This is a genomic window from Azohydromonas lata NBRC 102462, assembly GCF_001571085.1.
GTDB lineage: Bacteria > Pseudomonadota > Gammaproteobacteria > Burkholderiales > Burkholderiaceae_C > Azohydromonas > Azohydromonas lata.
Genome location: NZ_BCTC01000029.1, coordinates 1 through 23,367, shown reverse-complemented (window position 1 = coordinate 23,367; position 23,367 = coordinate 1). Strand labels below are relative to the sequence as shown.

Sequence of the window (23,367 nt, the reverse complement as noted above, 5' to 3'; positions counted from 1 at the left end):
TGGGCGACGGCGTGCCGCCGTGGACTATTTCTCGAATTCACGAGATTTTAAAAAAATGGTATTTGCAGGCGGTCATGCCCAGGTCAATCTGGAATGTGCATAGGCGCACACATGGGCTGTGCAAACGGGAATTGTAAATCCACATAACCCTTGGCCTGCGGGCATGCTGCTCATTTTGCGGGTTTGTCGCATATTGCCGGAGTACCCATGTTTTTCGGCTTTTGTATTTAACTTGGCCGTCACGTTTCTCTGGCATTCCGGGGTGGCCGGTGATGGCCTTGGGCGGCGCCGGCACGGGCCGTCCATGGCCTTGCCGGCCAGGTCGGCGCCGTGCAGCGGCTATAAGTCGCGCTCCATGAGCCGTCCCCGCCTTTGCCTCGTCACGCCCGCGCTGGCGGCCGCCAACAACGGCAACTGGCACACCGCCAGCCGCTGGGCGCGCATGCTGGACGGCCCCTTCGACGTGCTGCTGACGGACCACTGGCGCGGCGAGCCGGCGGATGTACTGCTGGCGCTGCACGCGCGGCGCAGCGCCGACAGCATCGCGGCCTGGGCACAGGCGCAGCCTGATCGACCCATCGCGCTGGCGCTCACCGGCACCGACCTCTACCGCGACATCCACGTGGACGCCGCCGCGCAGCGCTCGCTGGCGCTGGCGGCGCGGCTGGTCGTCCTGCAGGAGCGGGCGGCGGACGACCTGCCCGCCGAGCACCGCGGCAAGGCCGTGGTGTGCTTTCCCAGCGTGGAGCCTTTGCCTGAAGCCGCCGCGGCCGAACGCCCGGCGCCGCCGCCCCTGCGGCTGCTCATGGTCGGCCACCTGCGCGCGGAAAAAGACCCGGCGACGGCTTGGGGCGCGCTGCGGCAACTCGCCGGCCGTGGCGGCTGGGCGCTGGACCACCTGGGCGGCGCGCTGGACGAAGCGCTCGCGCGGCAGGCGAGGGCGCTGCCGGCCGAGCTGCCGGCCTACCGCTGGCTGGGTGCCTTGCCCCATGCGCAAACTCGCGAGCGCATGGCGCGCGCGCACCTGCTGGTGCACCCGAGCGTGATCGAGGGCGCGGCCACGGTGATCGTGGAGGCGGTGGCCGCCGGAGCGCCGGTGCTGGCCTCGCGCATCCCGGGCAACGTGGGCCTGTTGGGCGCCGGCTACCCCGGCCTGTTCGAGCCGGGCGACGCGGCGGGGCTGGCGTCCCTGCTCAGTGAATGCCTGGATGACCCCGCTATGCTCGCGGCCCTGTCCGAGGCCGCCGCGCGGCGCGCGCCGCTGTTCGAGCCGGCGCGGGAGCAGGCCACCCTGCGCGCGATGCTGGCCGACCTGCTGGAGATGCCCCGCCCATGAACACCCCGACCCCGCCCCGCCTGACCTCGCTTTCGCACGGCGGCGGCTGCGGCTGCAAGATCGCCCCCGGCGTGCTGTCCGAAATCCTCAAGTCCACGGCCGCCATGCCCGTGCCGCCGCAGTTGCTGGTGGGCATCGAGACGGCGGACGACGCCGCCGTCTACCAGCTCAACGACGAGCAGGCGCTCATCGCCACCACCGACTTCTTCATGCCCATCGTGGACGATCCGTTCGACTTCGGACGCATCGCCGCCACCAACGCCATCTCCGACGTCTACGCCATGGGCGGCACGCCCATCATGGCGCTGGCCCTCGTGGGCATGCCCATCAACGTGCTGCCCGCGGCCACGATCGGCCGCATCCTGGAAGGCGGCCAGTCCGTGTGCCGCGAGGCGGGCATCCCCATCGCGGGCGGCCACACCATCGACTCGGTCGAGCCCATCTACGGCCTGGTGGCCCTGGGGCTGGTGCATCCCAAGCGCGTGCGCCGCAATGCCGACGCGCGCGCGGGCGACCGCCTGGTGCTGGGCAAGCCGCTGGGCGTGGGCGTGTACTCGGCCGCGCTCAAGAAGGAGCAGCTCGGCGCCGGGGGCTACGCCCACATGATCGCCAACACCACCAAGCTCAACACGCCGGGCCCGGCGCTGGCCGCGCTGGAAGGCGTGCACGCCATCACCGACGTGACGGGCTTCGGCCTGGCCGGCCACGCGCTGGAGCTGGCGCGCGGCGCGCAGTGCCGCGTGCGGCTCCACTGGAACGCCGTGCCGCTGCTGCCGGGCGTGCGCGAGCTGGCCGCCCAGGGTTTCATCACCGGCGCCTCCGGGCGCAACTGGCAGGGCTATGGCGCGGAAGTGGCGCTGGGCGCCGGCTTGGGCGACCTGGAGCGCTCGCTGCTGACCGATCCGCAGACCAGCGGCGGGCTGCTGGTGAGCTGCGACGCGGCCTCGGTGGGCGACGTGCTGGCGGTTTTCCGCCGGCACGGGTTCGATGACGCCGCCGAGATCGGCGAGGTGCTGCCGGCGGGCGACGGGGCGCGGTTGCTGGTGGGGTGAGGCCGGCCGCCCGGGTTTTGGCTCAGCGCTTGAGCAGCGGTGAGTAGGCGGTGAGCGCATCCTGACAGCCAACTCGCCGCCCTCACTACTTCGTCATTCCCGCGAAGGCGGGAACCCAGGCGGTCCCACGCCAGACCGTAGGGGTGATGGAGGAGCGCCGGGGCTTGGGTATGCCGGCCCGTCGGCTGCCGGCCGGCTTGGGGACCGCCTGGATCCCCGCCTGCGCGGGGATGACGAAGTAGAGAGCGGTACGGGTAAGCGCAAGCAGGGCCAAGCGGGTTGACCGCGTTTGATCTGCATCACCCTTCGCGTCCCGCGAAGGCTGGATTGCAAAACGCCGATGACCCTTCGTCTGGCGCCAAGGCACCATACGCAGCCTTGACGAAAAGCTGCCATGCGCTTCGACCTTCTCAGCCTCAACCTCGTGCTCGCGATTGCCGAAACCGGCAGTCTCACGCGCGCGGCCGAGCGGGAGCACCTGGCGCTGGCAGCCGCCAGCAAGCGGCTGTCGGACCTGGAGGCCCGCTTGGGCGTGGTGCTGTTCGAGCGCCGCGCGCGCGGCGTGGAGATCACCGACGCGGGCCGCGCCCTGGTGCGCCACATCCGCTCGCTCAACGCCTCGCTGCACGCGCTGGAGAGCGAGGTCGTCGAGTACGCCCGCGGCCTCAAGGGCCACCTGCGCCTGGCCGCCAACGCCAGCGCCATCGCCGAATGCCTGCCGCCGCCGCTGGCGGCCTTCACGCGCCAGAACCCGCTGATCCGCATCAGCCTGGAGGACATGACCAGTGCCGAGGTGCAGGCGGCCGTGGCCGAAGGACACGCCGACGTGGGCATCTTCGTGCCGCCGCTGCTGGAGCCGCAGCTCGCCACGCGGCCGTGGCGCCGCGGCACGCTGGCCGTGATCGTGCCCGCTGGCCACGAGCTGGCCGGGCAGGGTGACGTGCGCTTCGAGGCGCTGCTGGACTACGACCTCGTGGGCCTGCACGTGGGCGCGGCGGTGCAGGAATTCATGCGCGAGCAGGCCAGCGAGCGCGGCCGCGTTTTGAACACCCGGCTGCAGGTGCACGGCTTCGACGCCATCGCGCAGCTCGTGGGCGCGGGCCTGGGCGTGGCCATCCTGCCCGGCGTCGTTGCCGAGCGCTTTTCACAACTGTTTGGTTTGCACGTGCTGGCCCTGGACGAGACCTGGGCCGAGCGCGAGTACCAGATTGCCGTGCGTTCCCAGGAGCGGTTGCCCGCCCTGGTGCAGCGCTTCATCGATTCCCTGGCCGCGCCGCTGCCCCTGGCGGCGGCCGGCGCTTCTCTCACCACCACCGCGACGCCATGAACACCGCACGCACGCTCTACGACAAGCTGTGGGACGAGCACGTCATCCACACCGAGGAAGATGGCACGGCCCTCCTGTACATCGACCGCCACCTGGTGCACGAAGTCACCAGCCCGCAGGCGTTCGAGGGGCTGCGCATCGCCAACCGCCAGCCCTGGCGCAAGAGCTCCATCGTCGCCACCGCCGACCACAACACGCCCACCACGGGCTGGGAAGCGGGCTACGACGGCATCGCCGACCCGATCAGCAAGCAGCAGATCACGACGCTGGACGCCAACATCCGCGCCTTCGGCGCCGCGGCGTACTTCCCCTTCATGCACCAGCGCCAGGGGATCGTGCACGTCATCGGCCCCGAGAACGGTGCCACGCTGCCGGGCATGACGGTGGTGTGCGGCGACAGCCACACCTCCACCCACGGCGCCTTCGGCGCGCTGGCGCACGGCATCGGCACCAGCGAGGTCGAGCACGTGATGGCCACGCAGACGCTGCTGGCCAAGAAGGCCAAGAACATGCTGGTCAAGGTGGAAGGCCAGCTGCCGCGCGGCTGCGGCGCCAAGGACATCGTCCTGGCCATCATCGGCAAGATCGGCACGGCCGGCGGCACGGGCTACACGATCGAGTTCGCCGGCTCGGCCATCCGCTCGCTGTCCATGGAAGGCCGCATGACGGTGTGCAACATGGCCATCGAAGCCGGCGCCCGCGCGGGCCTGGTGGCCGTGGACGAGGTGACGCTCAACTACGTCAAGGGCCGTCCCTTCGCGCCGCAGACCGACGCCGAGTGGACTTCCGCCGTCACCCACTGGCGCACGCTGCACTCCGACGAGGGTGCGCACTTCGACCGCGTGGTGGAACTGGACGCCGCGCAGATCCGCCCGCAGGTTACCTGGGGCACCTCGCCGGAGATGGTGCTCTCCATCGAGGACCGCGTGCCGGACCCCGACCACGAGAAGGACCTCGTCAAGCGCGGCGCCATCGAGCGCGCGCTGACCTACATGGGCCTGGAGCCGGGCAAGCCCCTGGCCGACGTGTTCGTGGACAAGGTCTTTATCGGCTCCTGCACCAACTCGCGCATCGAAGACCTGCGCGAGGCGGCCGAGGTGGTCAAGCGCATCGGCGGCAAGGTGGCTTCCAACGTGAAGGCCGCGCTGGTCGTTCCGGGGTCGGGCCTGGTGAAGGTGCAGGCCGAGCGTGAAGGGCTGCACGAAATCTTCAAGGCCGCGGGCTTTGAATGGCGCGAGCCTGGCTGCTCGATGTGCCTGGCCATGAACGCCGACCGCCTGGAGCCGGGCGAGCGCTGCGCCAGCACCTCCAACCGCAACTTCGAAGGCCGCCAGGGCAACGGCGGACGCACCCATCTGGTGAGCCCGGCCATGGCCGCCGCCGCCGCGATGCAGGGCCACTTCGTGGACGTGCGCCGCATCGCCTGAACCCGAAACCGCCTGCCCAACTCCTCACCATGAAACGAGTCATCGCCTCCTTGCTGCTGCTGGGCCTGCTGGCCGGCTGCAACACCATCCAGGGCATGGGCCGCGACATCAAGGCCGCGGGCGGTGCCATCGAAAACGCTTCCAGGACGAAGTGACATGCAAGCCTTCACCGTGCACCAGGGCCTCGTGGCCCCCATGGACCGCGAAAACGTCGACACCGACGCCATCATTCCCAAGCAGTTCCTGAAGTCGATCAAGCGCACGGGCTTCGGCCCCAACCTGTTCGACGAGTGGCGCTACCTGGACCACGGCGAGCCCGGCCAGGACATCGCCAGCCGCAAGCCCAACCCCGACTTCGTGCTCAACCAGCCGCGCTACGCGGGCGCCTCCATCCTGCTGGCCCGGCGCAACTTCGGCTGCGGCTCCAGCCGCGAGCACGCGCCGTGGGCGCTGGAGCAGTACGGCTTTCGCGCGCTCATCGCGCCGAGCTTCGCCGACATCTTCTTCAACAACTGTTTTAAAAATGGCCTGCTGCCGGTCGTGCTGCCTGAGCACGAAGTCGACAAGCTGTTCGACGACGTGGCGGCCTTCCCCGGCTTCCAGCTCACCATCGACCTGCCGCGCCAGCGCGTGGTGAAGGCCGACGGCAGCGAGCTGGAGTTCGACGTGCAGCCCTTTCGCAAGTACTGCCTGGTCAACGGCTTCGACGACATCGGCCTGACCCTGCGCCACGCCGACAAGATCAAGGCCTACGAGGCCGAGCGCCTGGCGCGCATGCCCTGGCTGGCCCACACGGCGGTCTGACGCGCCCAAAGCCCAACATTCCACTGGAGAACAAGACATGAAGATTGCAGTGCTGCCGGGTGACGGCATCGGTACCGAGATCGTGGCCGAGGCCGTCAAGGTCCTGAACGTGCTGGAGCTGCCGCTGGAGCTGGAAGAGGCCGTCGTCGGCGGCGCCGCCTACGCGGCCCAGGGCCACCCGCTGCCGGACTCCACGCTGCAGCTGGCCAAGGACGCCGACGCGGTGCTCTTCGGCGCCGTGGGCGACTGGCAATACGACAAGCTGGAGCGCTCGCTGCGCCCCGAGCAGGCCATCCTGGGCCTGCGCAAGCACCTGGGCCTGTTCGCCAACCTGCGCCCGGCGCTGTGCTACGAGCAGCTCACCCACGCCTCCAGCCTGAAGCCTGAGCTGGTGGCGGGGCTGGACATCCTGATCATCCGCGAGCTCACCGGCGACATCTACTTCGGCCAGCCGCGCGGCCGCCGCACGGCCGTGGACGGCCACTTCCCCGGCGCCGAGGAAGCCTTCGACACCATGCGCTACTCGCGCCCGGAGATCGAGCGCATCGCCCACGTGGCCTTCCAGGCCGCGCGCCGCCGCGGCAAGAAGGTCACCAGCGTGGACAAGGCCAACGTGCTGGAGACCTTCCAGTTCTGGAAGGACGTGGTGACCGAGGTGCACGCCCAGTACCCCGACGTGGAGCTGGAGCACATGTACGTGGACAACGCGGCCATGCAGCTCGTGAAGGCGCCCAAGAAGTTCGACGTGGTCGTGACCGGCAACATGTTCGGCGACATCCTCTCGGACGAGGCCGCGATGCTCACGGGGTCTATCGGCATGCTGCCCTCGGCCTCGCTGGATGCGAACAACAAGGGCCTGTACGAGCCCAGCCATGGCAGCGCGCCGGACATTGCCGGTAAGGGTGTTGCAAACCCGCTGGCTACAATCTTGTCTGCAGCCATGATGCTCCGTTACACCCTCGCCCAACCCGAAGCCGCCGACCGCATCGAATCGGCGGTGCGCGCCGTGCTGGCCGCGGGTCTGCGCACGCCCGACATCTACAGCGACGGCACCCGCAAGGTGGGCACGCGCGAGATGGGCGACGCCGTGGTGGCGGCCATTACCGGCAAAACGATTACGGGCTGATCAAGCTCCGGTTCGTCTCGCCCATCCCCTGGACCCCGGCGAAGCGAGCCGGGAAGGCTGGGGTCCGGGATCTGTAATTTCAAAGGATTGACGATGGCACTCGTGGGATTGGTCGGCTGGCGCGGCATGGTCGGCTCCGTGCTGATGGAGCGCATGCGCGCTGAAGGCGATTTCGAGCTGATCGAGCCGCTGTTCTTCTCCACCTCCAACGCCGGCGGCGCCGCCCCGGCCATGGCGAAGAACGAAACCAAGCTGCAGGACGCGTTCGACATCGAGGCGCTCAAGCGCTGCGACATCATCCTCACCGCCCAGGGCGGCGACTACACCAGCGAGGTCTTCCCCAAGCTGCGCGCCGCGGGCTGGAACGGCCACTGGATCGACGCGGCTTCCACGCTGCGCATGAAAGATGACGCCGTCATCGTCCTGGACCCGGTCAACCTGCCGGTGATCAAGGACGCGCTGGCCAAGGGCGGGCGCAACTGGGTCGGCGGCAACTGCACCGTGAGCTGCATGCTCATGGGCGTGGGCGCGCTGTACAAGGCCGGCCTGGTCGAGTGGATGAGCACCCAGACCTACCAGGCCGCTTCCGGCGGCGGCGCGCAGCACATGCGCGAGCTGCTCACGCAGTTCGGCACGCTCAACGCCGAGGTCAAGGCGCTGCTGGACGATCCCAAGAGCGCCATCCTGGAAATCGACCGCAAGATCGTCGAGAAGCAGCGCTCGCTCACCGGCGCCGAGACGGCCAACTTCGGCGTGCCGCTGGGCGGCTCGCTGATCCCCTGGATCGACAAGGACCTGGGCAACGGCGTCTCCCGCGAAGAGTGGAAGGGCATGGCCGAGACCAACAAGATCCTCGGCCAGGGCGAGGGTTTCAACTCGCCTGCCGTGCCGGTGGACGGCTTTTGCGTGCGCATCGGCGCCATGCGCTGCCACAGCCAGGCGCTGACCTTCAAGCTCAAGAAGGACGTGCCGCTGGCCGATATCGAGGCCATGATCGCCGCCGACAACCAGTGGGTGAAGGTCGTGCCCAACACCCGCGAGGCCACGGTGCGTGACCTGACGCCGGTGGCCGTGACGGGCACGCTGACCATCCCGGTGGGCCGCCTGCGCAAGCTGGCCATGGGGCCGGAGTACTTGGGCGCCTTCACCATCGGCGACCAGTTGCTGTGGGGCGCGGCCGAGCCGCTGCGCCGCATGCTGCGCCTGCTGGTCGAGTCCTGATCAGCGGACTCTGGCAGCAGTCCGTGCCGGCGGCGAGGTGTGCCTGAGGCGCACGCGCGGCCGGCGCGGCGCGGGCGGCGGCAACGCCGCCGTTTGTCTTTAGGGGAGTGGCCTTGAGGATCAGCTCGAAGAAAGCGTCCCGGCACATGTTGCGGGGGACGGCTGCGGCCGTCATGGGCTTGGCGGTGTGCGGCGGCGCTTGGGCGCTGGGCCTGGGCCGCATCACGCTGCAGTCGGCGCGCGGCGAGCCGCTGCGCGCGGAAATCGAGCTGAGTGCGCTCAGTGCCGAGGAGGCGGCCAGCCTGTCGGCGCGCATCGCTCCTCCCGATGCCTTCAGCAGCGCGGGCGTGGCCTACAGCCCGGCGCTGTCCGGCGCACGCGTGAGCGTGCAGCAGCGCGCCGATGGGCAAGCAGTGCTGCGCCTGAGCAGCGACGCGCCGGTGCAGGAGTCCTTCCTGGACCTGATCCTGCAAATCGAGTGGGCCAGCGGCCGCCTCTCGCGCGAGTACACGCTGCTGTTCGAGGCCGCGCAGCCGCCCGCCGCGGCCGCGGCGCCGCCGGCTATGGCCGCGCCCGTGCTGGGCGCGGCGCCCACGGCGCCCGCCAATTCGCCCACGGCGGGCCGTGTCACGCCGGCACCCGCCGAGCCCAAGCCCAACCTGGACCGCTACACCGTGCGCCGGGGCGACACGCTCTCCGGCGTGGCCGCGCGCATGCAGGCCAGCGGGGTGTCGCTGGACCAGTTGCTGGTGGCGCTGTTCCGCGGCAACCCGCACGCCTTCGTGGGCCAGAACATGAACCGGCTGCGCTCCGATACGGTGCTGCGCCTGCCCACGCCGGAACAGGCCAGGCAGATTGCGCGCGGCGAGGCGCGCCAGACCGTGCGGCTGCAAAGCGCCGACTTCAACGAATACCGCATGCGGCTGGCCCAGTCCGCGCCCGCGGCGCGCGTGGACGAGTCCGCGCGGCGCTCCGGCGGCGCCGTGGAAGCCGCGGTGGAAGACCGCCAGAACGCGCGGCCCGCGCCGGACCGGCTCAAGCTCTCCCGCGCCGCGCCGACCACCTCGTCGACCGAGGCCGCGCTGTCGCGCGAGGCCGAGCGCCGCGACCAGACGCAGCGCATGGCCGAGCTCTCGCGCAACGTGGAGGACCTCAAGCGCCTGGCCACCAATTCGCCCGCGGCGACGGTGCCGGCCGAGGGCCAGGCGCCGGCCGCCACGCCCGCGGCGTCCGCCCCGCTGCCGGAGGCTTCGGCCCCGGCCGAGGCGGCGGCGGCCTCGGCGCCGCAGGCCACGGCGACAGCTTCAGCGGCGGCTTCGGCGGCCGAGCCTCTTGCCTCGGCGTCGGCGGCCTCGGCCGCGGCGGATGCCACGGCGGCGGCACTGCCGCCCGCGGCGGCGCAGCAGGCGCCGGCCGGCGGCGTGATGGGCTTCCTGTCGCGCTCCTGGGCGCTGGCCCTGGGTGGCGGCGTGGCCGCGCTGGCGCTGTTGGGCGCAGGCTTCGTGGTCTGGAGGCGGCGCAACAAGCCGCATGCGGAGACGTCGTTCCTGGAAAGCCGGCTGCAGGCGGAGCCCTTCGGCGGCGCGGCGGCTGCCGGTGTGCCCGCAGCCGCGGCGGCGGCTTCGGAGACCGACCCGTATTCGCTGAGCCAGCTCGACGCCATAGGCGACGTCGATCCGGTGGCCGAGGCCGACGTCTACCTGGCCTACGGGCGCGACCTGCAGGCCGAGGAAATCCTCAAGGAAGCCCTGCGTGGCAACCCGCAGCGCCTGGGCATTCGCACCAAGCTGCTGGAGGTCTACGCCAAGCGCCACGACACCAAGGCCTTCGAGCAGGTCGCGCAGCAGGTGCACGAGATCACGAAGGGGCAGGGCGAGGATTGGGACAAGGTCCGCGAGATGGGCCTGCAGATCGATCCGGACAATGCGCTCTACGCCGGGGCCGCGGCGCTGGCCGCAGGCGCGGCGGTGTCGGAAGTGCCCTCGACCTGGAAGGCCTCCGATCTGCCGTCGCTGGCGCCCAGCGAGCGGCTGGACCTGGACCTGGACCTGGAGCAACTGGAGTCCGTGCCGCCGTCGCTGCACGACGAGGAAGCAGCGCCCGCGGCGCAGGCCGAGCCGGAGATCGACCTGGGCTTCGACCCGGAGCCGCAAGAGGACGTCGCGCCGCTGGAGCTGTCGCTGGCCGACGAGCCGCCGCAGCCGCTGGATTTGTCGCTCGCGGACGAGGAGCCGGTACCGCAGGAGCTGTCGCTGGCCAACGAGCACCTGGACTTGTTGCCGCCCGTCGAGGACGACCTGGGGCTGCCGACGCCGTCTCCGGCCGCGAAGCCGGCCGCGGCGCAGGACTTGTCGTTGGCGGACGGGGACGACTTCACCCTGGATCATGCCGGCGCGCCCTTGTCCTTGGGCGAGCTCGCGCCCCGCGCGGCGGCTCAGGACGAGGACGCGCTGCCGGAGCTGGATTTCGGCCTGTCGGACTTCGGTGACGAGGCGCCGGCACCCCAGCCCACGGCCGCGCCGCAGCCGCCGGCGGCTGCGCCCCGCGCGGCGGCTCAGGACGAGGACGCGCTGCCGGAGCTGGATTTCGGCTTGTCGGACTTCGGCGACGAGGCGCCGGCACCTCAACCCACGGTCGCGCCGCAGCCGCCGGCGGCTGCGTCCTCGCTGCCGTTCGACCTCGACTCGCTGTCGCTGGACCTGGACGAGCCGGCCTCCTCGACGGTGCTGGACGATCTCAACATCTCCGGCTTCGGCGACGACGCCGACCCGCTGGAGCGCAAGCTGGAGCTGGCCGAGGAGTTCCGCCAGATCGGCGACACCGACGGTGCGCGCGACCTGCTGCAGGAAGTCCTTGCGCAGGCCAGCAGCGGTCCCTTGAAGGAGCGTGCCCAGGGCATGCTGGAAAGCCTTGTCTGAGGCTGTTCCCGAAGGGGCCGGCGCGCCGCAGTCGCCGCCGCCCCTGCAGCGCCTGGCCCTGGGCGTGACCTACCGCGGCACCGCCTACCACGGCTGGCAGAGCCAGCCCGACGGGAAGACGGTGCAGGACAAGCTGGAGCAGGCGCTGGCCGCCTTTGCCGCCATGCCCGTGGGCACCGTGTGCGCCGGGCGCACCGATGCCGGCGTGCACGGCATCAACCAGGTCGTTCACCTGGACACGCCGCTGGCGCGCGAGGAGTTCTCGTGGGTGCGCGGCGTCAACCGCTACCTGCCGCCGGACATCGCGGTGCAGTGGTGCCGTCCGGTGGCGGCGGACTTCCACGCCCGCAACAGCGCGCGCGGGCGGCGCTACCGCTACGTGCTGCTGGAGTCGCCGGTGCGCCCGGCGCTGGAAAGCTCGCAGGTGGGTTGGGTTTTCCGCCCGCTGGCGCTGGAGCCCATGCAGGCCGCGGCCGCGCTGCTGCTGGGGGAGCACGACTTCAGCGCCTTTCGCGCCGCGGGCTGCCAGGCGCTGTCGCCGGTGAAGACGCTGCGCCAGATCGACATCTCGCGCCGCGGCGCCTACTGGTCCTTCGACTTCGAGGCCAGCGCCTTCCTGCACCACATGGTGCGCAACATCATGGGCTGCCTGCTGGCGGTTGGGCAGGGCACGCGCAGCGTGGCGTGGATGGGCGAGGTGCTGGCCTCGCGCCGCCGCGAAACGGCCGCGCCCACCTTTGCTCCCGACGGGCTGTACTTCGTGGGTCCGCACTACGATGCGCGCCACGCCATCCCCGGCCACGTTCCCGCGCTGGACTGGCTGTCCTGACTTCCCGCCGCCCTACCTCCTTCCCCCATGAGTCACCGCACCCGCATCAAGATTTGCGGCCTCACGCGCGAGGCCGACGTGGACGCCGCCGTGGCGGCCGGGGCCGACGCCATAGGCTTCGTCCTCTACGAGCGCAGCCCGCGCCGTGTGAGCCCGGCGCGCGCGGCCGAGCTGGCGCGGCGGCTGCCGCCTTTCGTGATGCCCGTGTGCCTGTTCGTCAACGCCGATGCGGCGCTGCTGGCCGAGGCGCTGCAGGCCGTGCCCAACGCGCTGCTGCAGTTCCATGGCGACGAGACGCCGGCGCAGTGCGCGGCGCCCGCCAGGCCTTTCCTGCGCGCCGCCAGGGTTTCCCCAGGGGTCGATTTGTTAGACTTCGCCCGGCAGTACCCGCACGCCCAGGGGCTGCTCCTCGACGCGCACGTCGAAGGCTATGGTGGCGGAGGCAAGGTTTTCGATTGGTCGCTCATCCCTCCCGCGCTCCCCGCTCCGGTCGTTTTGTCTGGTGGGTTGAGTGCTGCCAACGTGACCGATGGCGTGCTTCGCGTGCGGCCCTGGGCCGTTGACGTGAGCTCCGGTGTGGAAGTCGCCAAGGGCATCAAGGATGCCGCGCTGATGCACCGGTTCTGCGAGGCGGTGCGTTCGGCCGACGCCCAGTCGGCCGCCCTCTGAGCACCCGCCCCGCCTGCCAGCCTGAATGCTTTTGAAATGCTGAATTACGACCAACCCGACGCCAGCGGGCACTTCGGCCCCTATGGCGGTACTTTCGTTGCCGAGACGCTGATCCACGCGCTGGACGAGCTCAAGGGCGCCTGGGACCACTACAAGGCCGACCCGGAATTCCTGGCCGAATTCCGCCGCGAGCTGGCCCATTTCGTGGGCCGTCCCAGCCCCGTCTATCACGCGGCCCGCCTGTCCAGCGAGATCGGCGGCGCGCAGATCTTCCTCAAGCGCGAGGACCTCAACCACACCGGCGCCCACAAGGTGAACAACACCATTGGCCAGGCGCTGCTGGCCAAGCGCATGGGCAAGCCGCGCGTGATCGCCGAGACCGGCGCCGGCCAGCACGGCGTGGCCACGGCCACCATCTGCGCGCGCTACGGCATGGAGTGCGTGGTGTACATGGGCGCCGAGGACGTCAAGCGCCAGAGCCCCAACGTGTACCGCATGCACCTGCTGGGTGCCCGCGTGGTGCCGGTGGAGTCCGGCTCGCGCACGCTCAAGGACGCGCTCAACGAGGCGCTGCGCGACTGGGTGACCAACGTCGAGAACACCTTCTACATCATCGGCACGGTGGCGGGCCCGCACCCGTATCCGGCCATGGTGCGCGACTTCCAGCGCGTCATCGGCGACGAGTGCCTGGTGCAGATGCCGGAAATGATTGGGCGCCAGCCTGACGCCGTGATCGCCTGCGTGGGCGGCGGCAGCAATGCCATGGGCATCTTCTATCCCTACATCCCGCACGAGGGCACGCGGCTCATCGGCGTGGAAGCGGCGGGGCAGGGGCTGGAGTCCGGCAAGCATTCCGCCTCGCTGCAGATGGGCTCGCCCGGCGTGCTGCACGGCAACCGCACTTACCTGCTGCAGGACGCCAACGGCCAGATCACGGAGACGCACTCCGTCTCCGCCGGCCTGGACTACCCCGGCGTCGGCCCCGAGCACGCGTACCTGAAAGACATCGGCCGCGCCGAGTACGTGGGCGTGACGGATGACGAGGCGCTGGCCGCCTTCCACCGGCTGTGCCGCACGGAAGGGATCATCCCCGCGCTGGAATCTAGCCACGCCGTGGCCCACGCCATGAAGCTGGCCGCCACCCTGCGGCCGGACCAGCACCTGCTGGTCAACCTCTCCGGCCGCGGGGACAAGGACATCGGCACCGTCGCCGACCTCTCCGGCGCATCGTTCTACTGCCGTCCGTCCTGCCAGGGCCAGAAGGTGAAGCAATGAGCAAGGGCTCTGTTCGAATCGCCGCCACCTTCGAGCGGCTGCAGGCCCAGGGCCGCAAGGCGCTGATCCCCTACGTCACGGCCGGTGACCCGTATGCCGACGTCACGCCCGCGCTCATGCGCGCGCTGGCCGAGGGCGGTGCGGACGTGATCGAGCTGGGCGTGCCGTTTTCCGACCCCATGGCCGACGGCCCGGTGATCCAGCAGGCGGCCGAGCGGGCGCTCTCGCGCGGCATCGGCATGCCGCAGGTGCTGGAGATGGTGCGCGAGTTCCGCCGCGGCGACGACGCGACGCCCGTGGTGCTCATGGGCTACGCCAACCCGGTGGAGCGCTACGGCGTCGAGCGCTTCGTGGCCGACGCCCAAGCTGCCGGCGTGGACGGCGTGCTCATCGTGGACTACCCGCCGGAGGAGTGCGAGGCCTTTGCCGCGCTGCTGCAGTCCGCGGGGATGGACCCCATCTTCCTGCTGGCGCCGACCTCCACCGAGGCGCGCATGGCGCACGTTGGGCGCATCGCCAGCGGCTACGTCTACTACGTCTCGCTCAAGGGCGTCACCGGCGCCGGGCACCTGGACACCGGCGCCGTGGCGGCCATGGTGCCGCGCATCCGCGCGCACGTGAGCGTGCCGGTGGGCGTGGGTTTCGGCATTCGCGACGCGGCTTCGGCGCGCGCGGTGGGTGAGGTGGCCGATGCGGTGGTGATCGGCTCGCGGCTCGTCCAGCTGTTGCAGGAAAGACCGAAGGACGAGGTGGCGGCCGCCGGCCGCCAATTCATGGCCGAGATACGCGCCGCCCTGGATGGCGTGGCGCAAGGAGCACATGCATGAGCTGGCTTGAGAAGCTGCTGCCCCCGAAGATCCAGCCGACCGATCCCTCGGAGCGGCGCACCATTCCCGAAGGCCTGTGGATCAAGTGCCCCTCGTGCGAGACGGTGCTCTACAAGACCGACCTGGAGCAGAACGTCAACGTCTGCCCGAAGTGCGACCACCACCACCGCATCGGCGCGCGCGCGCGGCTGGACGCCTTCCTGGACCATGAAGGGCGCTACGAGGTCGGCCAGGAGGTCATCCCGGTCGATGCGCTGAAGTTCAAGGACAGCAAGAAGTACCCCGAGCGGCTGAAGCAGGCCGTGGACCAGACGGGCGAGACCGACGCGCTGATCGTGATCGGCGGCTCGGTGATGAGCGTGCCGCTGGTGGCGGCGTGCTTCGAGTTCGACTTCATGGGTGGCTCCATGGGCTCGGTGGTGGGCGAGCGCTTCGTCCGCGGCGTCGAGACCGCCATCGAGCAGAAGGTGCCTTTCGTGTGCTTCACGGCCACGGGCGGCGCGCGCATGCAGGAGGGCCTGCTGTCGCTGATGCAGATGGCCAAGACCAACGCCGCGCTCACGCGGCTGGCCAAGGCCAAGCTGCCCTACGTCAGCGTGCTGACCGACCCGACCATGGGCGGCGTGTCGGCGGGCTTCGCCTTCGTGGGCGACATCGTGATCGCCGAGCCCAAGGCGCTCATCGGCTTCGCCGGCCCGCGCGTCATCGAGAACACCGTGCGCGAGAAGCTGCCTGAAGGCTTCCAGCGCTCGGAGTTCCTGCTGCAGAAGGGGGCGCTGGACATGATCGTGGACCGGCGCCAGTTGCGCTCCACCATCGCCCACGCGCTGGCCATGCTGCAGCGCCAAAGCGCCGACGCCGTCGCCTGACGCCGCCCCTGTTCCCGCAAGGCCGGCCGCGAGCCGGCCTTTTTGCTGCCTCTTACCATCCGCGCCCATGACCACCCCCCGCACGCTCGACGAATGGCTGGCCCACTGCGAAGCCCTGCATCCCAAGGGCATAGACATGACGCTGGAGCGGGTGGCCGCGGTACGCGACCGCCTGGGCCTGCGCTTTGGGGTGCCCGTGGTGAGCGTGGCCGGCACCAACGGCAAGGGATCGAGCTGCGCGATGCTGGAGTCCGTCGCGCTGGCCGCGGGCTACCGGGTTGGGCTCTACAGCAAGCCGCACCTGGTGCACTTCGAGGAGCGCTGCCGCATCAACGGCGAAATGATCTCGGCGCAGGCGCTGCTGCCGCACTTCGAGGCCGTGGAGGCCGCGCGCCAGGGCACGACGCTGACCTACTTCGAGTTCACGACGCTGGTGATCATGCGGGCGCTGGCCGAGGCGCCGCTGGACCTGGTGATCCTGGAAGTGGGCCTGGGGGGGCGGCTGGACGCGGTCAACGCCATTGACGCCGACTGCGCCCTCATCACCAGCATTGCGCTGGACCACACCGACTTCCTGGGCCTGGACCGCGAAAGCATCGGCCGCGAGAAGGCCGGCATCCTGCGCGCGGGCAGCGCGGCCGTGATCAGCGACCCGCAGCCGCCGCAAAGCGTGCTGGACGTGGCCGCCGCGCTGGGCGTGGACCTGCGCGTGGCCGGGCGCGATTTCATGCACTCCGGCGACCGCCAGCAGTGGCAGTGGAAGGGGCGCGGGCGCGCCTTCCACGGCCTGGCCTATCCGGCGCTGCGCGGCGCCAACCAGTTGCTCAATGCCGCCGGGGTGCTGGCGGTGTTCGAGGCGCTGCAGGAGCGGCTGCCCATCAGCGCGCAGGCCGTGCGCCAGGGGCTGGCGGTGGTGGACTTGCCGGGCCGCTTCCAGATCGTCCCGGGCCAGCCCGTGCTGGTGCTGGACGTGGCGCACAACCCGCAGTCCGTGGCGGCGCTGGCGCTCAACCTGGACCAGATGGGGTTTTATCCGCGCACCTTCGCCGTGTTCGGCGCCATGCAGGACAAGGACCTGGCCGGGGCGCTGGCGCACATCGCGCCGCTGGTGGACTGCTGGCAGCTCACCGCGCTGCCCACGCCGCGCGCGGCCGACACGGCCACGCTGCGCGCCGTGGTGCAGTCCGCTGCCGGGAGCAAGCCCGTGCAAGTGCAGGAGCATGCCGATCCGGCCGCCGCGCTGGCCGCCGCCCTCGAAGCCGCGGACCCCGCTGATAGAATCGTGGTCTTTGGCTCGTTCTACACCGTGGGCGGTGTACTCAAGAACGGGCTGCCGCGCCTGGGTGCGTCCCACGTCGGCTGAAGTCTCGGAATTCGTTTTTTTCCCCACGGGCGCACGCCCACTCCCAGCTTCGGCATGCCCCTTTTTCCCTTCCTCAAGCGCAAGAACGCATCGGACCGTGAGCCGGTGGGCATGGCCTCGCCGGCCGAGCAGGTGCAGGCCGCGCGGGTGCGCGCGCGGCGCAGGCTCATAGGCGCTGTGCTGCTGCTCGGGGTGGGCATCGTCGGCTTCCCCATGCTGTTCGAGACGCAGCCGCGGCCGCTGCCCGTGGAAGTGAGCATAGAAATTCCGCGCAAGGACGGCGGCGCGCCGCTGGTGCTGCCTTCGCGCGGTGCACCCATCACCGAGACGGCCGACGAGGCCGGGCGCGAGGTGCCGCCCCCTGCGCAGACCTCGGCGGCCGCGCCTGCCATCCGGCCCGTCGCGCCGGCAGCGGCCAGTGCGCCGCGCGTCGCGGCCGCGCCCGCATCGGCGGTGCCTGCGGCCAAGGCCTCCGCGCCCATACGCGTGCTGGCCGACCCGCCGCGCAGCAGCGTTGCCGCGTCCGCGCCCAAGGAGCCCACGCGCGACCTGGCCAAGGAGCTCGCCGCACGCGAAGCCAAGGAAAAGGCGGCCCGCGAGGCCAAGGAACGCGATGCCGCCCGCGAGCGTGAAGTCGCGGCCCGCGAGGCCAAGGAAGCCAAGGACAAGGCGGCCCGCGAAGCCAAGGAGCGCGAGGCGGCCCGCGAGCGGGAAGTCGCTGCCAAGGAAGCCAAGGACAAGGCCGCCCGCGAGGCCAAGGAGCGCGATGCCGCCCGCGAGCGCGAAGTTGCGGCCCGCGAAGCCAAGGACAAGGCCGCGCGTGAGGCCAGGGAACGCGAGGCCGCGCGCGAGGCGGTGGCCCGCGAGGCGCTGCGCGACCGCAGCAACGACAGCGTGGAGAAGCGCTACATCGTGCAGGTGGGCGCCTTTGCCGATGCCACGGCCGCGGGCGAGGCGCGCGCGCGGGTGGAGAAGCTGGGCATCCGCACCTTCACGCAGGTCGTGGAAACCGATGCTGGGCGCCGCATACGCGTGCGCGTTGGGCCTTTCGCCAGCCGTGAAGAAGCCGACAAAGCCCTTGGCAAGCTCAAGGCTGCCGGGCTGCCGACGGCGCTGCTGCCGTTGTAATGAATGGCTTGCCGGTATTGGGGTGGGTCGATGTCGCGATGCTGGGCCTGCTGCTGTGGTCGCTGTTGGCGGGGCTGTGGCGCGGACTGATTTTCGAGTTGCTGTCGCTGGCGGGCTACGTGGTGGCCTGGCTCGCGGCGCAGCGGTGGGCTCCTGCCGTGGCCGAGTGGCTGCCGTGGGAGGGCGCGCCGGAGGCCTGGCGCCGCGTGGCGGCCTTCGTCCTGGTGTTCGCGCTGGCGCTGCTGGTGTGCGGGCTGGTGGCGCGGCTGCTGCGCAGGCTGGTGCACGCCTCGCCGCTGGGCCTGCTGGACCGCTTGGGCGGCGGCGCGTTCGGCCTGGCGCGCGGGGTGCTCGTCCTGCTGCTGGCCGCCACGCTGGTGGGGCTGACGCCGCTGGCGCGCTCGCCGGCTTGGGAGCATTCGCACGGGGCGGCCTGGCTGCTGGTGCTGAGAGAACGGATTCAACCTGCGCTGCCGTCCGCGGCGGCGCGGCTTCTGCCGCTGCCCTGAGGGGGCGGCATCACTGAAGGACGCAAGACCATGTGTGGGATCGTCGGTGTCATTTCCCAGACGCCCGTCAACCAGCTGATCTATGACGCGCTGCTGCTGCTGCAGCACCGCGGCCAGGATGCCGCCGGCATCGTCACGATGCAGGGCACCAAGTGCTACATGCACAAGGCCCGCGGCATGGTGCGCGACGTGTTCCGCACCCGCAACATGCGCGCGCTGCCGGGCAACGTCGGCCTGGGCCAGGTGCGCTACCCCACCGCGGGCAACGCCTACAGCGAGGAAGAGGCGCAGCCCTTCTACGTGAACGCGCCCTTCGGCATCGTGCTGGTGCACAACGGCAACCTGACCAACGCGCATGCGCTGAAGAAGGAGCTGTTCGACATCGACCGCCGCCACATCAACACCGAGAGCGACACCGAGGTGCTGATCAACGTGCTGGCGCACGAGCTCGAGCGCAGCGCGCGCGACCTGCCGCTCACGCCGGACAAGATCTTCGACGCCGTCTCCGCCGTGCACAAGCGCATCAAGGGCTCGTATGCCGTGATCGCGCTCATCGCCGGCCACGGCCTGCTGGCCTTCCGCGACCCGTTCGGCATCCGCCCGCTGGTCTTCGGCGAGGTGGACCAGGCCGAGGGCAGGGAAGTGGTGGTGGCCAGCGAAAGCGTGGTGCTGGAAGGCACGGGCCACCACATCACGCGCGACGTGGCGCCGGGCGAGGCCATCTTCATCGACATGGCCGGCACCGTGCACGCGCGCCAGTGCGCCGAGAACCCGTCGCTGCAGCCCTGCATGTTCGAGTACGTGTACCTGGCGCGTCCGGACTCGGTGATGGACGGCATCTCGGTGTACCAGGCGCGGCTGAACATGGGCGAGACGCTGGCGCAGCGCGTGATCTCCACCATGCCGCCCAGCGAGATCGACGTCGTCATTCCCATTCCCGAGTCCAGCCGGCCCTCGGCCATGCAGCTCGCGCAGAAGCTGGGCAAGCCCTACCGCGAAGGCTTCGTGAAGAACCGCTACGTGGGCCGCACCTTCATCATGCCGGGGCAGGCCAAGCGCAAGAAGTCGGTGCGCCAGAAGCTCAACGCCATCGCCAGCGAGTTCAAGGGCCGCAACGTGCTGCTGGTGGACGACTCCATCGTCCGCGGCACCACCAGCAAGGAAATCGTGCAGATGGCCCGCGAGGCCGGCGCGCGCAAGGTCTACATGGCCTCGGCGGCGCCGCCCGTGCGCTTCCCCAACGTGTACGGCATCGACATGCCGACCAAGGAGGAGCTCATCGCCCACGGCCGCAGCATCGAGCAGGTGCGCGAGTTCATCGGCGCCGACGCGCTGATCTACCAGGACGTGGAAGCCATGAAGCGCGTGGTGTCCGCGCTCAACCCGCAGCTCCAGGGCTTTGAGGCCTCCTGTTTCGACGGGCGCTACATCACCGGCGACGTCACGGCCGAGGACTTCGAGACCATGCGCGAGCAGCGGCAGTCGCAAGGTGGCGAGGAGGAAGAGGGCCCGGGCCGTTCGCGGCTGGCGCTGCAGAACGCGACGGAGCAGGCCTGATGGGCGGCGCTGACAGCAGCAAGCGCATCCCGCGCGTGGACCTGCCGGCCGACGTGCGCATGGACACCATCGCCGTGCGCGAGGGCCTGCCCGCCACCCCTTGGGGCGAGAACGCCGAGGCGCTGTTCCTGACCAGCAGCTTCAATCACCCGGACGCGGCCACGGCCGCGCGGCGCTTCGCCAACGAGGAGGAGGCCTTCGTCTACAGCCGCTTCTCCAACCCCACCGTCATGATGATGGAGCGGCGGCTGGCGGCCCTGGAGGGCACCGAGGCCTGCATAGCCACGTCCAGCGGCATGGCGGCCATCATGCTGGTGTTCATGGGCCTGCTGAAAGCTGGCGACCACGTGGTGTGCTCGCAAAGCGTGTTCGGCTCGACCATCAAGCTGCTGCAGGGCGAGTTCGGCAAGTTCGGCGTGGAGAGCACTTTCGTGTCGCAGACGGACGTGGCCGCCTGGCGCGCGGCCGTCAAGCCCAACACGAAGCTGCTGTTCGCCGAGACGCCCAGCAACCCGCTCACCGAGGTGTGCGACATCGCGGCGCTGGCCGAGATCGCCCACGGCGCGGGCGCGCTGCTGGCGGTCGACAACTGCTTCTGTTCGCCGGCGCTGCAGCAGCCGGCCAAGCTCGGCGCGGACCTGATCGTCCACTCCGGCACCAAGTACCTGGACGGGCAGGGCCGCGTCATCGCCGGCGCGGTGTGCGCCAGCGAAGCGCTGGTCAACGACAAGTTCGTGCCCGTGATGCGCAGCGCGGGCATGAGCCTGTCGCCCTTCAACGCCTGGGTGGTGCTCAAGGGGCTGGAGACGCTGTCCATACGCATGCGCGCCCAAAGCGAGAAGACGCTGGCGCTGGCGCGCTGGCTGGAGGCGCAGCCGCAGGTGAGCAAGCTCTACTACCCGGGGTTGCCCTCGCATCCGCAGCACGAGCTGGCCATGCGCCAGCAGTCGGGGCTGGGCGGGGCGGTGGTGAGCTTCATCGTCCAGGGCGATACGCCGGAAGCGGCGCGCGCCAACGCCTTTGCCGTGATCGATGCCACGCGCATCTGCTCCATCACCTCCAACCTGGGCGACACCAAGACCACCATCACGCACCCGGCCAGCACTTCGCACGGCCGGCTGACCGAAGCGCAGCGCCTGTCCGCGGGCATCACGCAAGGCATGATCCGCGTGGCCGTGGGCCTGGAAGACGTCGAAGACCTCAAGGCCGATCTCGCGCGCGGCCTGCATTCACTGTGACCGCATGACCACCGTACGCACCCGCTTTGCCCCGTCGCCCACGGGCTTCATCCATCTGGGCAACATCCGCTCGGCGCTCTATCCCTGGGCGTTCGCGCGTGCCAACAACGGCACGTTCATCCTGCGCATCGAGGACACCGACCTGGAGCGCAGCACGCAGGCCGCGGTGGACGTGATCCTGGAAGGCATGCAGTGGCTGGGCCTGAGCCACGACGAGGGCCCGTTCTACCAGATGCAGCGCGTGGACCGGTACAAGGAAGTGCTGGCCCAAATGCTGGAGCAGGGCCTGGCCTACCGCTGCTACATGAGCAGCGCCGAGCTCGACGCGCTGCGCGAGCGCCAGATGGCGGTCAAGCAAAAGCCCCGCTACGACGGCACCTGGCGCCCCGAGCCCGGCAAGACCCTGCCGCCGGTGCCTGAAGGCGTGTTGCCGGTAATCCGCTTCCGCGGCCCGGTGGGCGGCAGCGTGAGCTGGGACGACAAGGTCAAGGGCCGCATCGAGTTCAGCAACGACGAGCTCGACGACCTCATCATCGCCCGCCCGGACGGCACGCCCACCTACAACTTCTGCGTGGTGGTGGACGACATCGACATGGGCATCACCCACGTCATCCGCGGCGACGACCACGTCAACAACACGCCGCGCCAGATCCACATCTTCCGCGCCCTGGGCAAGGAGCCGCCGGTGTACGCGCACCTGCCCACCGTGCTCAACGAGCAGGGCGAGAAGATGAGCAAGCGCAACGGCGCCAAGCCCGTCACGCAGTACCGCGACGAGGGCTTCCTGGCCGACGCCATGGTGAACTACCTGGCGCGCCTGGGCTGGAGCCACGGCGACGAGGAAATCTTCAGCCGCGAGCAGTTCCTGCAGTGGTTCAACCTGGACCACCTGGGCAAGAGCGCGGGCCAGTACGACGAGACCAAGCTGCGCTGGGTCAACGCCCAGCACATCAAGCGCACGGCCGACGCGGTGCTGGCGCCGCTGGTGACCGAGCAGCTGGGCAAGCGCGGCATTGAAGTACCGGAAGGCTTCCCGCTGGAGGCGGCGATCGCCTTGTTTAAGGACCGTTGCAGCACCACGGTGGAGATCGCCGATTGGCTGTCCATGTACTTCGTGGACGCACAGCCCGCCGAGCAGGAGCTGGCCCAGCACGTCACGCCGGCGGTGGTGCCGGCGCTGGCCACGCTGCGCGAACGGCTGCTGGCGCTGCCCGCGTGGGACAAGGCTTCCATTGCCGGCGCGCTCAAGGCCACGCTCGCCGAGCACGGCCTGAAAATGCCGCAATTGGCCATTCCTGTGCGCCTGCTGGTGTGCGGCCGCGCCCAGACGCCGTCGGTCGATGCGGTGCTCGAGATTTTTTCTAAAGAAAAAGTGGCGGAGCGCTTGCAAACCTCTGCAAAGTCGCTATAGAATCTCATTCTCGCTTGATGAACAGCGCGAAACACGAAGCAGCGGTAAGTGCGAAAGCAGTGATTGCAGTTTCGTGGCCTCGAAAGGGGGTATAGCTCAGCTGGGAGAGCGCTTGCATGGCATGCAAGAGGTCAGCGGTTCGATCCCGCTTACCTCCACCATCCAACCAAAAGTCGGGTGAGGGCGCGAGGTTCATCAGGGCATGAAGGATTCAGTCCCCTTCGTCTAGAGGCCTAGGACACGACCCTTTCACGGTTGTAACAGGGGTTCGAATCCCCTAGGGGACGCCAAGTTTGACGGCGCTTGCAGGGCAACCTGGTAAGCCGTTGCCAACGCGGAGTGGTAGTTCAGTTGGTTAGAATACCGGCCTGTCACGCCGGGGGTCGCGGGTTCGAGTCCCGTCCACTCCGCCACAGTTTTTGGTTGTACCGAAGACGCCCACCACACCAGTGGGCGTTTTCTTGAGAAAATTTGAATTTGG

Annotated in this window: 20 protein-coding genes and 3 tRNA genes; all 23 read left to right on the top strand. The window is 69.9% G+C overall.

Annotated features, from left to right (window positions below; translation table 11 throughout):
- The first annotated feature begins 355 nt into the window (after positions 1-355).
- The 23 genes from senB to ALA01S_RS12270 all read left to right on the top strand — a co-directional run bounded on the left by senB (position 356) and on the right by ALA01S_RS12270 (position 23,299).
- Entirely contained in the window at positions 356-1,336 is a 981-nt protein-coding gene (senB, locus tag ALA01S_RS12385; protein WP_066336722.1) for a selenoneine biosynthesis selenosugar synthase SenB, read from the top strand.
- A complete protein-coding gene (gene selD / locus ALA01S_RS12380; protein ID WP_066336721.1) occupies positions 1,333-2,388 on the top strand; it encodes a selenide, water dikinase SelD in 1,056 nt (351 codons plus the stop codon). Before senB ends, selD begins: the two co-directional genes overlap by 4 nt.
- A gap of 394 nt (positions 2,389-2,782) precedes the next feature.
- The gene (locus ALA01S_RS12370; RefSeq protein WP_066336717.1) at positions 2,783-3,715 is read left to right on the top strand and encodes a LysR substrate-binding domain-containing protein; all 933 of its coding nucleotides are present in this window, start codon (positions 2,783-2,785) and stop codon (positions 3,713-3,715) included.
- Positions 3,712-5,142 (top strand): 3-isopropylmalate dehydratase large subunit, encoded by a 1,431-nt coding sequence (gene leuC / locus ALA01S_RS12365; protein ID WP_066336714.1) that lies wholly within the window; start codon positions 3,712-3,714, stop codon positions 5,140-5,142. Before ALA01S_RS12370 ends, leuC begins: the two co-directional genes overlap by 4 nt.
- Positions 5,143-5,171: 29 nt before the next feature.
- Positions 5,172-5,297, top strand: coding sequence for an entericidin A/B family lipoprotein (locus ALA01S_RS12360; protein ID WP_084267484.1), 126 nt, complete (start codon positions 5,172-5,174; stop codon positions 5,295-5,297).
- A gap of 1 nt (position 5,298) precedes the next feature.
- Positions 5,299-5,946 (top strand): 3-isopropylmalate dehydratase small subunit, encoded by a 648-nt coding sequence (gene leuD, locus ALA01S_RS12355; RefSeq protein WP_066336710.1) that lies wholly within the window; start codon positions 5,299-5,301, stop codon positions 5,944-5,946.
- A 37-nt stretch (positions 5,947-5,983) separates the two neighbouring features.
- The gene (gene leuB / locus ALA01S_RS12350) at positions 5,984-7,072 is read left to right on the top strand and encodes a 3-isopropylmalate dehydrogenase (protein ID WP_066336707.1); all 1,089 of its coding nucleotides are present in this window, start codon (positions 5,984-5,986) and stop codon (positions 7,070-7,072) included.
- Positions 7,073-7,165: 93 nt separating this feature from the next.
- Positions 7,166-8,293 carry an aspartate-semialdehyde dehydrogenase gene (gene asd / locus ALA01S_RS12345; RefSeq protein ID WP_066336705.1) on the top strand — a complete coding sequence of 376 codons (1,128 nt, stop codon included), beginning with the start codon at positions 7,166-7,168 and terminating at the stop codon, positions 8,291-8,293.
- Between the two features lie 146 nt (positions 8,294-8,439).
- Positions 8,440-11,211, top strand: a complete 2,772-nt coding sequence (locus ALA01S_RS35325; protein ID WP_084267483.1) for a FimV/HubP family polar landmark protein — start codon at positions 8,440-8,442, stop codon at positions 11,209-11,211.
- Entirely contained in the window at positions 11,204-12,040 is an 837-nt protein-coding gene (gene truA, locus ALA01S_RS12335; RefSeq protein WP_066336702.1) for a tRNA pseudouridine(38-40) synthase TruA, read from the top strand. Before ALA01S_RS35325 ends, truA begins: the two co-directional genes overlap by 8 nt.
- A 27-nt stretch (positions 12,041-12,067) precedes the next feature.
- Positions 12,068-12,709 (top strand): phosphoribosylanthranilate isomerase, encoded by a 642-nt coding sequence (locus tag ALA01S_RS12330; RefSeq protein ID WP_066336700.1) that lies wholly within the window; start codon positions 12,068-12,070, stop codon positions 12,707-12,709.
- A 36-nt stretch (positions 12,710-12,745) separates the two neighbouring features.
- Positions 12,746-13,984, top strand: coding sequence for a tryptophan synthase subunit beta (trpB, locus tag ALA01S_RS12325; protein WP_066336697.1), 1,239 nt, complete (start codon positions 12,746-12,748; stop codon positions 13,982-13,984).
- Positions 13,981-14,811 carry a tryptophan synthase subunit alpha gene (gene trpA / locus ALA01S_RS12320; protein ID WP_066336695.1) on the top strand — a complete coding sequence of 277 codons (831 nt, stop codon included), beginning with the start codon at positions 13,981-13,983 and terminating at the stop codon, positions 14,809-14,811. The genes trpB and trpA overlap by 4 nt, the downstream gene beginning before the upstream one ends.
- A complete protein-coding gene (accD, locus tag ALA01S_RS12315; protein ID WP_066336690.1) occupies positions 14,808-15,680 on the top strand; it encodes an acetyl-CoA carboxylase, carboxyltransferase subunit beta in 873 nt (290 codons plus the stop codon). Before trpA ends, accD begins: the two co-directional genes overlap by 4 nt.
- 67 nt (positions 15,681-15,747) lie before the next feature.
- Positions 15,748-17,043: a bifunctional tetrahydrofolate synthase/dihydrofolate synthase gene (folC, locus tag ALA01S_RS12310; protein ID WP_066336688.1), complete on the top strand. Its 1,296-nt coding sequence runs from the start codon at positions 15,748-15,750 to the stop codon at positions 17,041-17,043.
- Between the two features lie 54 nt (positions 17,044-17,097).
- Complete coding sequence (locus tag ALA01S_RS12305) at positions 17,098-18,171, top strand: SPOR domain-containing protein (RefSeq protein WP_066336685.1); 1,074 nt, start codon at positions 17,098-17,100, stop codon at positions 18,169-18,171.
- Complete coding sequence (locus ALA01S_RS12300; RefSeq protein ID WP_066336683.1) at positions 18,171-18,680, top strand: CvpA family protein; 510 nt, start codon at positions 18,171-18,173, stop codon at positions 18,678-18,680. Before ALA01S_RS12305 ends, ALA01S_RS12300 begins: the two co-directional genes overlap by 1 nt.
- A 30-nt stretch (positions 18,681-18,710) precedes the next feature.
- Positions 18,711-20,237, top strand: coding sequence for an amidophosphoribosyltransferase (gene purF / locus ALA01S_RS12295; protein ID WP_066336682.1), 1,527 nt, complete (start codon positions 18,711-18,713; stop codon positions 20,235-20,237).
- Positions 20,237-21,475, top strand: coding sequence for an O-succinylhomoserine sulfhydrylase (locus ALA01S_RS12290; protein ID WP_066336681.1), 1,239 nt, complete (start codon positions 20,237-20,239; stop codon positions 21,473-21,475). The genes purF and ALA01S_RS12290 overlap by 1 nt, the downstream gene beginning before the upstream one ends.
- Positions 21,476-21,479: 4 nt before the next feature.
- Positions 21,480-22,886 carry a glutamate--tRNA ligase gene (gene gltX / locus ALA01S_RS12285; protein WP_066336675.1) on the top strand — a complete coding sequence of 469 codons (1,407 nt, stop codon included), beginning with the start codon at positions 21,480-21,482 and terminating at the stop codon, positions 22,884-22,886.
- Between the two features lie 85 nt (positions 22,887-22,971).
- Positions 22,972-23,047: transfer RNA gene (locus ALA01S_RS12280), tRNA-Ala, on the top strand.
- Between the two features lie 53 nt (positions 23,048-23,100).
- A tRNA-Glu gene (locus ALA01S_RS12275) sits at positions 23,101-23,176 on the top strand.
- 46 nt (positions 23,177-23,222) lie between these two features.
- Positions 23,223-23,299, top strand: a tRNA-Asp gene (locus tag ALA01S_RS12270).
- Positions 23,300-23,367: the final 68 nt, after the last annotated feature.